Source organism: Demequina sp. NBRC 110053 (genome assembly GCF_002090095.1).
Taxonomy (GTDB): Bacteria; Actinomycetota; Actinomycetes; order Actinomycetales; family Demequinaceae; genus Demequina.
In genome coordinates, this window is the sequence record NZ_BBRJ01000002.1 from 1,466,085 (window position 1) to 1,480,596 (window position 14,512).

The 14,512-nt window shown below is 68.0% G+C and carries 8 protein-coding genes; 7 read left to right on the top strand and 1 reads right to left on the bottom strand.

The genetic code is table 11. The features are described from left to right. Positions 1–183: 183 nt before the first annotated feature. Positions 184–3,942, top strand: a complete 3,759-nt coding sequence (locus tag B7K22_RS12340) for an S-layer homology domain-containing protein (RefSeq protein ID WP_234983340.1) — start codon at positions 184–186, stop codon at positions 3,940–3,942. Continuing rightward, positions 3,939–7,307 (top strand): S-layer homology domain-containing protein, encoded by a 3,369-nt coding sequence (locus B7K22_RS06955; RefSeq protein ID WP_084039222.1) that lies wholly within the window; start codon positions 3,939–3,941, stop codon positions 7,305–7,307. The genes B7K22_RS12340 and B7K22_RS06955 overlap by 4 nt, the downstream gene beginning before the upstream one ends. Positions 7,308–7,502: 195 nt before the next feature. Here B7K22_RS06955 and B7K22_RS06960 read toward each other — a convergent pair whose 3' ends face one another. Next, on the bottom strand, positions 7,503–8,027 hold the full coding sequence (locus tag B7K22_RS06960; protein WP_084039223.1) for an inorganic diphosphatase: 525 nt from the start codon (positions 8,025–8,027) through the stop codon (positions 7,503–7,505). 64 nt (positions 8,028–8,091) lie between these two features. Between B7K22_RS06960 and dacB the strand changes: the two genes are divergently transcribed. The 5 genes from dacB to ftsH all read left to right on the top strand — a co-directional run bounded on the left by dacB (position 8,092) and on the right by ftsH (position 14,484). Continuing rightward, entirely contained in the window at positions 8,092–9,510 is a 1,419-nt protein-coding gene (gene dacB / locus B7K22_RS06965; RefSeq protein ID WP_144276278.1) for a D-alanyl-D-alanine carboxypeptidase/D-alanyl-D-alanine-endopeptidase, read from the top strand. A gap of 30 nt (positions 9,511–9,540) precedes the next feature. Continuing rightward, complete coding sequence (tilS, locus tag B7K22_RS06970) at positions 9,541–10,542, top strand: tRNA lysidine(34) synthetase TilS (protein ID WP_084039225.1); 1,002 nt, start codon at positions 9,541–9,543, stop codon at positions 10,540–10,542. A gap of 21 nt (positions 10,543–10,563) precedes the next feature. Continuing rightward, positions 10,564–11,100, top strand: a complete 537-nt coding sequence (gene hpt, locus B7K22_RS06975; RefSeq protein ID WP_084039852.1) for a hypoxanthine phosphoribosyltransferase — start codon at positions 10,564–10,566, stop codon at positions 11,098–11,100. A 206-nt stretch (positions 11,101–11,306) separates the two neighbouring features. Further along, positions 11,307–12,197: a type IV toxin-antitoxin system AbiEi family antitoxin domain-containing protein gene (locus tag B7K22_RS06980; RefSeq protein ID WP_159448795.1), complete on the top strand. Its 891-nt coding sequence runs from the start codon at positions 11,307–11,309 to the stop codon at positions 12,195–12,197. Between the two features lie 154 nt (positions 12,198–12,351). Further along, positions 12,352–14,484: an ATP-dependent zinc metalloprotease FtsH gene (gene ftsH / locus B7K22_RS06985; protein WP_084039227.1), complete on the top strand. Its 2,133-nt coding sequence runs from the start codon at positions 12,352–12,354 to the stop codon at positions 14,482–14,484. Positions 14,485–14,512 lie beyond the last annotated feature (28 nt).

Consider the following 14,512-nt stretch of genomic DNA (forward strand, 5'->3'; position numbering starts at 1 on the left):
GCGAGCACAGAGGGTCGCGCCAATGGCTGACAGAGTTTGAGACAAACGCCACAGTCCCTCGGCGAACTTCCTGCTCGATGTCGGATTTGCCCCGTAGACAGCCTCCCGAAGAGCCGCTACTTTCGAGGCAAGCAACGGCCGGCAATGGACGCTGGCGTGCATTCATCCAATAGGGGGATAAGAGTGCCTGACCTAGTTTCGCGCGCCCATGACCGGTTCCTTGCAGGCGTCGCGGTGGCGCTCGTGTCCTCCAGCGGGGTGCTGGTGTCGGCCAGCTCCGCAGTAGCTGACGAGGGCGGGTCCATCTCTGGAGCGGTCACCTTGCCGGTGGGCGCGCCTGCGGCCTGGATGGAGGGCGTTCGGATCGAGGTGGAATCCGAGGACAGCGCGTTCTACTCATCCGTCGAGGTGGATGCGAATGGCACGTTCGTCGCGGAGGAGGTTCCGGCCGGCGACTATTACGTGAGCGCTCAGGTAGGTCACTATTTCGACGTCGAACTCAACGATGGCGCTCGCCCCAATCTCCTGACCGAGTACCACGACGACTCGTGGTTCCGCGAAGACGCCTCGTTGCTGACGGTAGGCGCCGGCGGCGTGCAGGACGTGAACTTCGATCTCGACTATGGGCGCACCATCGCGGGAGAGATCTCTCTCGAGCCCGGCGCGAGCGCGGAGCTATTCGACCAGATGATCGAAGTCGTGGCGACGCTCGACTCAGACACGTACTGGGCGCCGGCCCAGACCGGCATGGAGGGCCCTGGCCCCTTCGAGCTCACAGGCCTGTACCCCATGGACTACGTGCTGGAGTTCCGCGGCGGCTATGGCGACGACGGCCCCGTGAATCTGGTGACCGAGTATTACGATGGTGCGCCGTCCTTCGAGCTCGCGGACAGGATTGATCTCAGTGCCGGGAACCTGACGGGCCTTGATGTGGCGCTGGCCGAGGGCCGGACCATCTCCGGCACCGTGCAGGTGCCCGAGGGAGCACCGCAGGAGTGGGTCCAGGGCGTCAGTGTGAGTGCGCAATGGTCCGACGGCGACATTATCAACAACGTGTACGCGGACCCCGAGACCGGCGAGTTCCGGCTGGTGGGCCTGCCTGCCGGAGAGGTCGTCGTACACGCGGAGCCGTACTCGTACTGGAATGAGGAGGACATCGAGGTCTCGCCCAACCTCCTCGCAGAGTACTTCGATGGCGCTTCCACCATCAGTCAGGCGGACGTCGTGGACATCACGACGAGCTCGGCGACCGGCATCGACTTCACTCTCGAGTACGGCAGCACCATCTCCGGCACCGTGAGCCTCGCGGGCGACGCACCAGCGGCCTGGCTCGAGAGTGTGCAGGTCACGGTCGAGGGCGAGGGCGTTGACGTCTACGAGACCGTCCAGGTCGGCTCCGACGGCTCGTACGTCGTCGCCGGACTCCCTGACGGCGCCTACCGCCTGCGGTTCGACGAGGTCGGCGAGTGGGACGATGAGCTCGGCGAGTACCTGCGCCACGGTCTGGTTGGCGAGTACTACGACGACGCCTACTCGTCGGAAGACGCCGACCTCGTCACGGTCACGGGCGGAGATGTCACAGGCATCGACGCTGAGCTAGCGCTCGGCAAGTCCATCAGTGGCAACGTCTCGCTCGCCGACGGCGCCGACCCCTCGCTGCTTGAGCAGGGCGTGCGCGTCTACGCGCACACCGCCGATGAGGCTAGCGATTGGTGGGACTCCGGCTTCGCTGCGGTAGATGCCGAGACGGGCGACTACGCGATCCGTGGGCTCTTGCCGGGAGAGTACGTGGTGCGCTTCGAGGGCGACTGGCAGTGGATCGAGGAGGACGGCGACGAGTTCGAGGTGAGGACCAATGTCCTGACCGAGTATTACGACGACGCGCGCACCCGAAGTGGTGCAGAGGTGGTCGACATCGCCTCGGAGAACGCAACCGAGATCGATGCCGAGCTCGAAGAGGGAGGGTCGATCTCGGGCACCGTCAGCGTCGAGGCTGGCTCCGACCAGACGCTCATCTCGCAAGGCTTGGTGGTCATCGCCGAGTCCTTCGGAGATGACTATTGGGACTCTGCCGAAGCCCGCGTCAACCCCGAGACCGGCGGGTACACGATCACCGGACTCATGCACGCCGACTACAGGGTGCGTGTCGTAGGCGGGTGGAACGACGACGTCGACCCTGCCGTTCAAGTGAACGTGGTCGAGGAGTACTACGACGGCGCCTACACCTTCGACGACGCGACCGCGGTGCCCGTCGACGGTGCTGAGAGTGGAATCGACATCGAGGTAGGCGAGGGCCGCACCATCTCTGGGACCGTGTCCGTCGACGAGGGGGGTGACCCGGCAGCGCTTCAGGGCGTCACTGTCGAGGCGATCAGCGAGGAGACGGGCGAGTACTACCAGGGCAGCATCGACCCCCGTAGCGGCGCCTACTCCGTCACCGGCCTGCGGGAGGGCTCCTACGCGGTGTACTTCCATGCTTACCAGCACTACTGGGATGACGAGGCCGGCGAAGAGTTCCCCACTCTCCTCACCAGCGAGTACTTCAACGATTCGCCCTCTCTCGATGGGGCCGATGCGGTGGTCGTCGGTTCGACTGACGTCACCGGCATCGACGCTGAGCTGGCGACGATCAGCAATGTCGGCACGAGTCTCGTCATTGAGCTTGACTACGACGGTGAGACTCTGCCGTACGGCGGCACCTTGTGCTTCACGCTCGACTACCTTTCCGGAGGTCCAGGCAACGACGAGCTCGAGTGCATCGACTCCGAAAATGACCTTTCCGTGTCGTTCGACCATGTCGCTGCCGGCACCGCAGAGGTCGTCGCCTACGGCCGAGTCTCGGACATCGTCGCCTCGCAGCGCCTGGGTGGCACCAACTTGCCCAGCACGGGCACCGTGGTGCAGATCAGCGCGGGTGAGTCGAACCTTGTCACCCTGAGTTTGTCGCCCGTGGGCTCGATCGGGGGCACGGTGACGTATGCGGACTCTGCCGAAGGGCCCGACGTCGATTGGGCAGAGGTTCTTGTCTACACCGAGCGCACGCCTGGTGAATGGGAGATCGTGCCCGGCGCGACCGGAGGTTCCGCCTCTCCCTTGCCCACCACGGCTTCCGACACGAACGGCAGCTTCAGTCTGAGTGGCTTGGTTCCCGGTGACTACAAGGTCGGGTTCCGCTCCGCGCTTGCCAATGACATGTACCTTGCGGACGCGCCCGGCGCACCGACAGTGTTCTACGGCGGACTTGAACTCGAGTCCGCTGAGGTGATCACGGTCGAGCCTGGAGGCGCACTCACCAGCATCGACGCGGTGCTGCCGCTCATCAGTGATTCGACGCCTGACCCGGTCGTCCTGACCGATGTCGCTGATGTGCCGAAGGGCTCCCCCGGCTACTCCGAGTTCTACAACGAGATCACGTGGTTCGCGCAGCAGGGAATCACCACCGGCTACCCCAATGGTGACGGAACGAGCAGGTATCGCCCACTCGCCAATGTGACGCGCGATGCGATGGCCGCCTTCCTCTACCGCTATGCGGGGTCGCCCGAGGTCGACCTGCCCGCCACATCGCCTTTCGTGGACGTGACTCCCACGAGCACTGCCTTCTACAAGGAGATCGTTTGGCTATCGAAGCAGGGCATCACGTCGGGGTGGGACGTGGGCGGGGGGAAGAAGGAGTTCCGTCCCACCGAGAAGATCACTCGCGACGCGATGGCCGCATTCCTCTATCGCTACGCCGAGTCTCCGGCGTGGACCGCCCCCCAGACGTCGCCTTTCGTCGATGTGAAGCCCTCCCAGTCGTTCTTTCACGAGATCACATGGTTGGCGGACACTGGGATCACGACTGGGTGGACCGTGGGAGGTAAGAAGGAGTTCAGGCCGTACTCTCCGATCACGCGCGACGCGATGGCGGCGTTCCTCTACCGGTTCGACGGACTCGAACGATGACGGGCTCTCATGCAGCGCTGCGCGCGCCGCGGCGCTGGGCCGCTCTCGCCCTGATCGCTGCCTTGGCTATCGGCTCGATCGTCGCCGATGCCCGACCGTCGCGAGCCGCTGATCCCCTTGACACCGAAGTGGTGCTGGAGTTCGCGGACGTCTTCGAGGACACGCCCTTCGCTCGGGAGATGACGTGGCTGGCGAACGAGGGGGTGTCGACTGGTTGGGTCGTCGACGGCGAGCGCGAGTATCGGCCTCTCAGGTCGATCACACGAGACGCGATGGCCGCATTCTTGTACCGACTGGCGGGCTCGCCCGACGTGAACCTCCCGGCGCAGTCGCCGTTCGTGGATGTCACGCCGGCGTCCTCGGACTTCTACAAGGAGATCGTCTGGCTCAGCCAGCAGGAGATCTCGACGGGATGGGACACGCCGCGCGGCAAGGCGTTTAAACCGCTGTCACCGATCACGCGCGATGCGATGGCAGCGTTCCTCTACCGCTACGCGGAGGTGCCGGGCTGGTCGGCTCCGTCGCAGTCGCCGTTTGCGGATGTGACGACCACGAGCTCGCAGTTCTACGACGAGATTACGTGGTTGGCCAGTTCGGGCATCTCCGCTGGTTGGGTGACCTCACGCGGCAGCGAGTATCGGCCGCTGTCGCCGATCACGCGCGATGCGATGGCCGCATTCCTCTACCGGTTCGAGGCGCGGGTGGCTCAGGCGTCCGAGGAGGAAGAGGTGGTCTTGGCCCCCGAGGCGACCGTGCTCGAGGACGCCGAGGCTCTCGGGGCGATCGTCACCCCAGGAGCTCTCACGCTGACCGAGGAGTCTCAAGTCGACGCCAAGCCCAACGACGTTGTCGTCGCCGGCGTCACGCCGAGCACCCCCGAGGGGCTGCTCGTGCGCGTCACGGCGGTGACGCATCTCGCTGACGGCAGCAGGCGCCTTGAGACGGAGCAGGCTACAGTCGCCGATGCGATCGTTGCCACGGACGGCGCTGTCACCGTGACGGGGCAGTTCACGGGAGACGGAGTGCCGGAGCCTATGGCTTCTGCGCGCATGGCCCGCGCCGCATCGGCCGAGACATCCGTGGACGTTCTGCGCGTGAGCGCCACCTTCGAGCGTGAGATCGCAGTCGACGGCGAGCTCACGCTCGCGGACACCGCGGCGACGACCGCGACGCTCAACGGCGAAGGCTCGGTGAAGCTCGAGTCCCACGGCACCGTCGGCCTGTCGGCCCGCGCGACGATCGAGATCGTTCCGTCGATCAACCCTGTCAAGCAGTTGTCCGTCTCGCTGCGACCCGATGTGGCAGTCGACACCACCGCGACCGTGTCGGGCGAGGTGAGCGGCGAGATGAAGCACGTCTTCGCCCGACTGTCGCCGCAAGTGACCTTCATGGTCGGCCCCGTTCCGGTGGTCGTCACCACCGCAGCATCGCTCAGCGGCTCGGCGAGCTTCACCGGCGAGGCGGCGGTCGAGGTGCGCGCCGAGTATTCGACGTACGCGGACTATGGCTTCGCCTACGCCGACGGTCGCTTCACGCTCCTCGACGGCGACCCGGTCACCGTCGGCCCGGACGTTTCGGTCAAGGCCTCCGCCTCGATCGGCGTGCGTGCGTCCATCGACGTCGACGCGTCGGTCAAGCTCTACGGCCTCGTCGGGTTCACCGCCGGCTTCGGGCCTTACGCGACCGCAGAGATCGCCGTCGACGGCGACGCCATCTCCGGCGAGGTGTCGTGGGACTGCCCGGCGCAGCTGGGTCTCCAGGGACGCGTAGGGCTGGTCGCGGGCATCGAGCTGTGGGGGATGAAGCTCGGCTCCCAGTGGGAGCCAGACCCGATCGTCGTGGACGTCGCCCTCGGCGCGGGCGTCAACTACTGCGAGGGTCGTCAGCCGGAGCTTCCCACTGGTGGCGATTGGCCCCTCAGGGTGGGCCCGCAGGCGCTTGCCGCCGCGGCAGTCGGCCATGGGTACTCCGAGCGGCTGTACGTTAGCGGAGGGATTCCGCCATACGTCGTAGAGGTGCAGGGGCTGCCCGAAGGTCTCGCCGCAGACGATGACGGAACAATTGTCGGGACGCCGGCTACTCCGGGGCGCTTCGACCTCGCCGTGGTCGTCGCGGACGCCGACGGCAAGACACGCTCCGGCTCCGTTTCACTCGTGGTCGAAGATTCCTTCGGTAGCCGAGCGCCGGTACTCGTCTCATCGGACGTGCAAGGTCTGTCCGCGCAGGTGAATGCCGGTGAGTTCGCGGCGTCCGCAGACGGGCGGTACGTGGCGATGGTGCAACCGCGTGCGCGCCATCACGATGGCAAGCACGCTACAGACGTTGTGGTGAAGGACCGTTGGACAGGTGACTTCGAGGTAGTTTCTGCTGTCGCTGGCGACGGCTATACCGCGTACCCATCAGCGCGAGCAGGGCGCGTGGCTATGAGTGCAGACGGCCGTTACGTCGCGTACTCCTCTAGTGCAGGCGACTTGCTGGCGACTTACCCGACGGGTGTCAATCGGGCCGGGGACAATCTCTACGTGCACGACCGCGCCACTGACTCCGTCCGAGTGGTCGACTGGACTCAGGTGGCGCCTGCTGACAGTTGCGGCCTCTCACCCGAACGCCGCTCCGTCGCCTTGAGCGCAGACGGCACGACCCTCCTCTTCTCGCTCGAGTGCTCAGTCTCTGGGCACCAGACAGGCAGACTGCTGCTCTACGACATGGAATCCGTCACGGTACGTGACCTCACTCCCGGCGAGCCTGGATCGGTCGTGGACCTGTCAATCTCTGATGACGGCGCATGGGGGGCGCTCTCGACGAGGACCGGAGACCTTGCTGACGCCTACTTAGTCCGCACGGGCTCGGGCGCCGCACAAAGCGTGCTTGATGCGCCCCACGACGTCAGCGCGCACAATATAGAACCTTGGGCGCTCGTCACACCGGACGGGAGCGCAGTCGTCTATCAGACTCGTGTCCCCAACCGTGGCGTCGATCGGCCGGGGGTGCACTATCGCGAGATTGAATCAGGATCCGCCCGGTTCCTCTGGACCGAGGGCTATCACGACTCCGGGAGCGCGATCATGTCCATCTCCCAGGACAGCACTGCAGCGGTGGTCGTGACGGGTCAGACGTGGTTCGGCAATACCTTCGCCAAGCGGCTGCTGTACATTGACTTCACTTCGGGGACGGCTGTGACTCTGAGTGCCGACGGAGGCGCCAGTCCGCTTGCGCCTAGCCAGATCCCGGCTGTCTTCACGCGCGACGGAACTCACGTCATGTTCACGACCAGCGCGCAGTACGCACCGAGCGATAGCGATGAGGACACGGGCGCGGGGTCGCTCAGCGACATTTACGAGGTTGCGCTTCCGGCATCGCCCTAACACACTCGGCTGCTATTGAGCGCCCAGGGTGAGGCGTACTGGCACTGCGCAGGCCGGCGCCGCTCGTCCTAGAAGCTTCGCACGAAGAGGCCTCTGCCACGCCAGCGCGTCGGAGCGTGGTGTCGCACAGCGTCTCACGGCGGTTGTGGTTCGTACTGTCGAGTCGACCCGGCCCCTTCGTGAGGCGGTGGGACGTCAGTGCCCCGGGGGCGGCACCAGCGGGTTCATGTGGGCGAATGGCGTGCCCTTCGCGCGCTCGAACGAGCGGCGGATCTCCTCCTCGGCGCGCTCGCGGCCCTCCCAGTGGGCGCCCTCGACGGACTTGCCGGGCTCGAGGTCTTTATAGACCTCGAAGAAGTGCTGGACCTCCAGGCGGTGGAAGTCGGACACGTCGGTGAGCTCCTGGCGCCACGCCTGGCGCTGGTCGCCCATGGGTACGCACAGCACCTTGTCGTCGCCGCCCGCCTCGTCGCGCATGCGGAACATGCCGAGCGCACGGCAGCGGATCTGGCAGCCAGGGAACGTCGGCTCCTCGAGCAGCACCAGCGCGTCCAGCGGGTCGCCGTCCTCGCCCAGGGTGCCATCGATGAAGCCGTAGTCATCGGGGTAGCGCGTCGACGTGAAGAGCATGCGGTCCAGCTTGATGCGGCCGGTCTCGTGATCCACCTCATACTTGTTGCGCGAGCCCTTGGGGATCTCGATCGTGACGTCGAATTCCATGGCAGTCCTTGAGTCGGTGAGTGGGTATCTGGGTACTAGTGTGGCCCATGACCGGAGGTGTCGCGTGCGCGGAAAGGTGGTCGCGGGGATCGCAATCCCCGCGCTCGTCCTCGGCGGCGTGGGCGCGTATGCCGTCGCGGACGCGTACGACGTCGTCCCCGGTCTCATCACCAACGAGGCCGCGCCCGTCGCGCCCGCGCCGTTCCTGACGGCGGCCGCGGTCTCGCCCGCGCCGTCACCGTCGTTCCCCGCCTCGTCGGTGAGCGCCGATGCGCCCGTTCCGTCTCGCTCGATCGTCCAGGCGGCGGCGGAGCAGGTGCGGGCGGACGAGCGCACCGGCGAGTCGACCAATGTGTCCGTGGTGGATGCTCTCACCGGCGACGTGTACGCGGATGTCTCGGCCTCCGACGTCCAGGTGCCGGCCTCCACCACCAAGCTGCTGACCGCCGTGGGTGCGCTCGCGGCCCTGGGACCCGACCACCGGATGACGACGTCTCTGGTGTGGGAGCGCAACTCAGGCGTCCTGACGCTGCTGGCCGGCGGCGACATGCTGCTGGCCGCTGGCGCCGGGCATGGCGGGGCCGGCGAGGACGCCAACGGCTTTGCGGGGATCGGTGACCTCGTGGCCGCCGCGCTCCAGTCCGCAGACTTCGCTCCTGGTGCACCTGTCTCCGTCCTGGTCGACGACTCCGCCTTCGAGGCCGAGCCCGTCAACCCGGAGTGGCCTCAGTACGCGCTCGACCAGGGCTACATCGCCCCCGCCACGGGCCTGGCCGTCGACATCGCTCGCATGACCGACGAGCACTATGCCCCGCGCTACCCCGACCCCTCCGTCGCCGCCGGCGACGTCCTGGTCGCCGCGCTGCGCGAAGCGGGAGTGCAGGTGGAGGGGGAAGCCGAGCGCGCATCGGCCCCCGTCAATGGCATCGAGGTCGCCGCCGTTCAGGGCGCGCCGCTGTCCGATGTGCTGTTCCTGCTGCTGCGCGACTCCGACAACACGATCGCGGAGATCGTGGGGCTCGTGAACGCGCTCGAGACCGGGCGCGCGACCACGCCTGCGGGAGCCGCCGAGGCGACGCGCGCAGGGCTCAGGTCGATCGGGGCGCCTGTCGACGGCCTGGTGCTGCTCGATGGGGCCGGATTCTCGGAGAACAACCGCATCGCCCCCGCGCATCTGACGGGCGCGATCGTCGCGTCGCTCGATGCCGAGCCGACTGCGGACCTCCTGGACCTTTTGCCCGTCGGCGGGCTCGAGGGGACGGTGGCCACACGGTTCGCCGGCACCGATGCCGCGGGAGTGCTGCGCGCCAAGACCGGTTCGCTGACTGGAGTGACCTCCCTCGCCGGCACGGTGCAGACCGCCGACGGGCGGCTGCTCGCATTCGCCGTGCTCGCGGACGGCATGCCCTACGGGCAGGCCGCGCCCCGGGCCGCGATGGACGAGCTCATCCAGACTTTGGCAGGATGTGGGTGTGAGGACTAGGACGCCGCGCATGCGCGCTGACGCGCTGCCGTGACCGGCCCGCACCCGTCCGTCGCCGCCGTCCGCAACGCGGTCAGGCAGGCCCTCGACGGCTGTGACATCGGCACCCGCGTGTGGGTCGCCTGCTCGGGAGGGCCGGACTCCCTGGCGCTCGCGGCGGCGACGGGGTACGTGGGCCGCAAGGAGGGCTACCTCACGGGCGCAATCATCGTCGACCACGGGCTGCAGCCCACCTCGGGGACGGTCGCCGAGCGCGCCGCCGCGGAGGTCCGTCGAGCCGGCATCCACACGGTCTTCATCGAGAAGGTCGTCGTGGGGCGCGAAGGCGGGCTCGAGGCGGCCGCGCGCAACGCGCGATACCTCGCCCTCAACGCTCGCATCGATGCCGAGGGCGGGCTGAACCCGCACCTGCTGACGGGTCACACGATGGACGACCAGGCGGAGACGGTGCTGCTCGCCCTCGCGCGTGGGTCAGGAGCGCGCGCGCTGTCGGGGATCCCCGCGCGACGGGGGCGGATCGTGAGGCCGCTGCTGTCGCTCCGGCGCAAGGACACCGTGGCCGCTTGCCAGGCGCTCGGGCTCGACCCGTGGCACGACCCCACCAACAGCCACCCTGACGGGCCCAAGCGGTCGCAGCTGCGCACCAAGGTGATGCCGGCGCTCGTGGACGTGCTCGGGCCTGGAGTGGTGTCCGGGCTCGCGCGCTCCGCCGCGCTGCTGCAGGCCGACGCCGATGAGCTCGAGAGGCAGGCACGCTCCGCGATGGGAGCGTCGGCTTCGACCGTGCGCGGGGAGGAATGGCGCTGCGACATGCTGGCCGCGCTGCCCGATGCGATCCGGACCCGCATGATCAAGATGCTCGCCGAGAATCGCGGCGCGGGCCCCCTGGGGGCGTCCCATGTCGCCGCCGTCGACCAGCTCATCACCGACTACCGCGGGCAGGGCGCCGTCGCGCTCCCTGGCGGCTACGAGGCCCGCCGCGAGTATGGAAGGCTGGTCATCGTCGACCCCCGTCCCCGGTCCAAGGAGTAGCGCGTGGAAGCCCAGTTCGACATGGACGACTTCACCAAGGTGATCGTCAGCGAGAACGACATCTCGCGCAAGCTGGACGCGCTGTCCGAGCAGATCCGTGCCGACTACGCCGGCAAGGATCTGCTCCTAGTGGGCGTGCTCAAGGGAGCCGTCATGGTGATGGCCGATCTCGCCCGGCGCATGCCGCCCACCGTGCAGATGGACTGGATGGCCGTCTCCTCCTACGGATCCGGCACCAAGTCCTCCGGCGTGGTGAGGATCCTCAAGGACCTCGACGCCGACCTCACGGGTCGCCACGTCCTGATCGTCGAGGACATCATCGACACCGGCATCACCCTGCACTGGCTGCTGGGCAACCTGCGGTCGCGCGGCGCCGCCTCCGTCGAGGTCGCCTCGCTGCTGCGCAAGCCCGAGGCCGTTCAGGTCGACGTTCCCGTCAAGTACCTGGGCTTCGACATCCCCAACGAGTTCGTGGTGGGCTACGGGCTTGACTACGCGGAGTCGTACCGCACGCTGCCGTTTGTGGCGATCCTGAAGCCCAGCGTGTACGGCGAGTAGCGACGCCCGCCCCGGGACACTCCCGAACAATCTGAGGCGACACGCCGTCGCGAGACTCACGGACCGCAGCTCTCGCCGGTGTGTCGCGCCGCGCGTGTTCGTGGTTGTCGCCATCGCGCGTCCGCAGAAGGCTGCGACTCGCCGTCGTCCACAGGCCGCGCGGCTGACGCTTGCCACCGCGAGCTTGCGCCCGGTGCACTGCCCGCGTGGACCCGATCGCAGCCCTGCGCGCCAGCGGAGGCGTCGCGCGCTGGACCGAGCTGCATGAGGGAGGCGTCTCGCGCTCGGCGCTCCTCGCTGCCGTCCGCGCCGGGGTGGTGCAGCGCCCTCACCGTGGGTGCTACGCCTTGCCAGGGACGTCGCGTGAGGCTCAGCTCGCGACGATCTTCCGCGCGGGGCTCGCGTGTGTGAGCGCGTGCGTAGCGTCGGGCTTGCCAGTGTTCCCTGATCCTGGCCGAGTGCACCTCGCCGTTCCGCGCGATCGTGGGTGTGGCGAGCCGGGTGTCCGTCCCACCTCCGAGGTCCTCCTTCACCGGGTCCCGACCGAGCCCGCGACACTGGCTGACCACCTCGACCTCACCGCGTGGTGCCTCTCGCCGCGCGAGCAGCTCGCGCTCGTCGACGCTGCCATGCGCAGCGGGCAGATGCGCGAGCAGGACCTCGAGCTCTTCCAGCACGGCACCGTGGAGCGACGTGCGTGGCTTGCAGCGAGGGCCGATGCGCGGGCCGAGTCAATCTCCGAGACGTACGCTCGGGTCGCGCTCGTCGACGCGGGGCTGAGGGTCGTGCCGCAACGCCACTTCCGTGGTGTCGGGCGCGTCGACCTGCTGGTCGAGGGCGGCGTGGTCGTCGAGCTCGACGGGGCCGCGTACCACTCGGATCCACGGGCGTTCAGCGCGGACCGCGCTCGCGACCGTCGGTTGGCGGTTCGAAGCATCCCGACGCTGCGGTACACGTTCATGGACGCAGTGCGCAACCCGGCGGCGATCGTGGCCGACGTCATCGCCGTCCTGTGGCGTCAGGGCCGACTGACTCCGACACTTCGGAACAATCTGAATCGGGCCGCACGCGAGTCGCGATCGTGGGAGACCCTGTGACGGGGTGTCGGGCTCAGGTTGTTCGGAACTGTCCGGGGGGACGAGGCGATGTGGGTGGCGTCCGCGGTTGAGGAGCGCGGCGGGCCTCGAGCGCCAACGCCGTGAGCGAAACCATTCCGGGCCACTTCACCACTCGCGTAGGCTCTAGACCACCATGAAGAAGGTCCTGAATCTGCGCGTCATCATCATGCTGGTCCTGCTTGCCGTGCTCATCGGGTGGATGGTGCAGGGCCTGTTCTCTCCGGGCACGGAGCGCGTGGACACCTCGGCGGGCCTCGAGATCCTCGACACGGGGCTCGTGGACAGCGCGAAGATCGTGGACGGCGACCAGCGCGTGGAGCTGGGCCTGAGCGAGGACTTCGCCGCGAACCTGCCGGAGGACGCCCCCGAGGCGTGGGCCGACTTCCCTGGCACCGTCGAGTTCTTCTACGTGGGGCCGCAGGGCGAGCAGATCGTGGACGCCGTGGTCGATGCGGACCTGGCACAGGGCTACAACTCGGAGATCGCGCGGGCGTCCATCTGGGCCACGCTGCTGCCGACGCTGCTGATGATCCTGGTGCTCGTGGGCGTGTTCTACTTCCTCATGTCGAGCATGCAGGGCGGCGGCGGACGCCTCATGAGCTTCGGCAAGTCCAAGGCGTCGCAGGTGACGCCCGACACCCCGACCGTGAAGTTCGAGGACGTCGCCGGCGTCGACGAGGCCGTCGAGGAGCTCAAGGAGATCGAGGAGTTCCTCGAGACCCCGGCCAAGTTCCAGGCGGTGGGCGCGAAGATTCCGAAGGGCGTGCTGCTGTACGGCCCGCCAGGCACGGGCAAGACGCTGCTCGCGCGCGCCGTGGCGGGCGAGGCCGGAGTGCCGTTCTTCCACATCTCCGGATCCGACTTCGTCGAGATGTTCGTGGGCGTGGGCGCGTCGCGCGTGCGCGACCTGTTCGAGCAGGCCAAGAAGAACGCCCCGGCGATCATCTTCGTCGACGAGATCGACGCGGTGGGGCGCCACCGCGGCGCCGGCATGGGCGGCGGCCACGACGAGCGCGAGCAGACCCTCAACCAGATGCTCGTCGAGATGGATGGCTTCGACCTCAACACCAACGTCATCATGATCGCGGCGACCAACCGCCCCGACATCCTCGATCCCGCGCTGCTGCGCCCCGGCCGCTTCGACCGCCAGGTGGGCGTCGAGGCCCCGGACCTCAAGGGCCGCCGCAAGGTGCTCGACGTGCATGCGAAGGGCAAGCCCATCGCGCCCGAGGTCGACCTCGAGGCGATGGCGCGCCGCACGCCGGGCTTCACCGGCGCCGATCTTGCGAACGTCCTCAACGAGGCGGCGCTGCTGACGGCACGCAAGGATCAGCAGCTGATCGGGCCGCGCGAGATCGACGAGGCGATCGACCGCGTCATCGCCGGCCCGCAGAAGCGCACGCGCGTGATGAACGACCACGACAAGTCGGTGACGGCCTATCACGAGGGCGGTCACGCGCTCGTGGCGGCGGCGATGAACCACACCGACCCGGTCACGAAGGTCACGATCCTCCCGCGCGGGCGCGCGCTCGGCTACACGATGGTGATGCCACAGGAGGACCGCTACTCGAAGACCCGCAATCAGCTGCTCGACAACCTCGCGTACGCGATGGGCGGCCGCGTCGCGGAGGAGCTCGTGTTCGGCGACCCGTCGACGGGCGCGAGCAACGACATCTCCCAGGCGACCGAGATCGCCAAGCAGATGGTCACGGAGTTCGGCATGTCCACCGACGTCGGCTCGGTGCGCCTCGCGGGCAGCTCAGGCGAGGTGTTCCTGGGCCGCGACATGGGACACGGCCGCGACTACTCGGAGGACCTGGCCGCCCGCGTGGATCGCGAGGTGCGCGAGCTCATGGACAACGCGATGGCGGAGGCCACCAAGGCGCTGCAGACCAACCGCGCGGTCCTCGACAGGCTGGCGGCGGAGCTGCTCGAGAAGGAGACCCTGGGCGAGGTCGAGCTCGCGGAGATCTTCGCCGACGTCAAGAAGCAGCCCCGACGCAAGCACTGGGTGAGTGGCGACTGGGCCCCCAAGTCCGCGCCCCGCAAGAAGCCCGTGACCGCGCCGCCGCCTCCCAAGGAGGAGCCGGTGGACGCCATCGTGTCCGAGGCGACGGACGTCAGCAGCGCCGATGCGGCTGCCCCCTCTGTGACGGACGTCACGGGCTCTGGGGTCACCGAGGCCGGGGCAGGGTCGAGCGCTACGGGCGGCGAGTCGCCGCAGCCTGGGACGGGCCCGGCGGCTGACGGGCGCCGCCCCGAGTAGCGTGGAGGCATGAGCGTCGACAGCGTCC

What these genes read in the sequence shown, in the direction of transcription:
- B7K22_RS06955 (WP_084039222.1), top strand. Translation starts at nt 3,939, where the DNA reads ATGACGGGCTCTCATGCAGCGCTGCGCGCGCCGCGGCGCTGGGCCGCT.
- B7K22_RS06960 (WP_084039223.1), bottom strand. Translation starts at nt 8,027, where the DNA reads ATGGAATTCGACGTCACGATCGAGATCCCCAAGGGCTCGCGCAACAAG.
- hpt (WP_084039852.1), top strand. Translation starts at nt 10,564, where the DNA reads ATGGACGACTTCACCAAGGTGATCGTCAGCGAGAACGACATCTCGCGC.
- ftsH (WP_084039227.1), top strand. Translation starts at nt 12,352, where the DNA reads ATGAAGAAGGTCCTGAATCTGCGCGTCATCATCATGCTGGTCCTGCTT.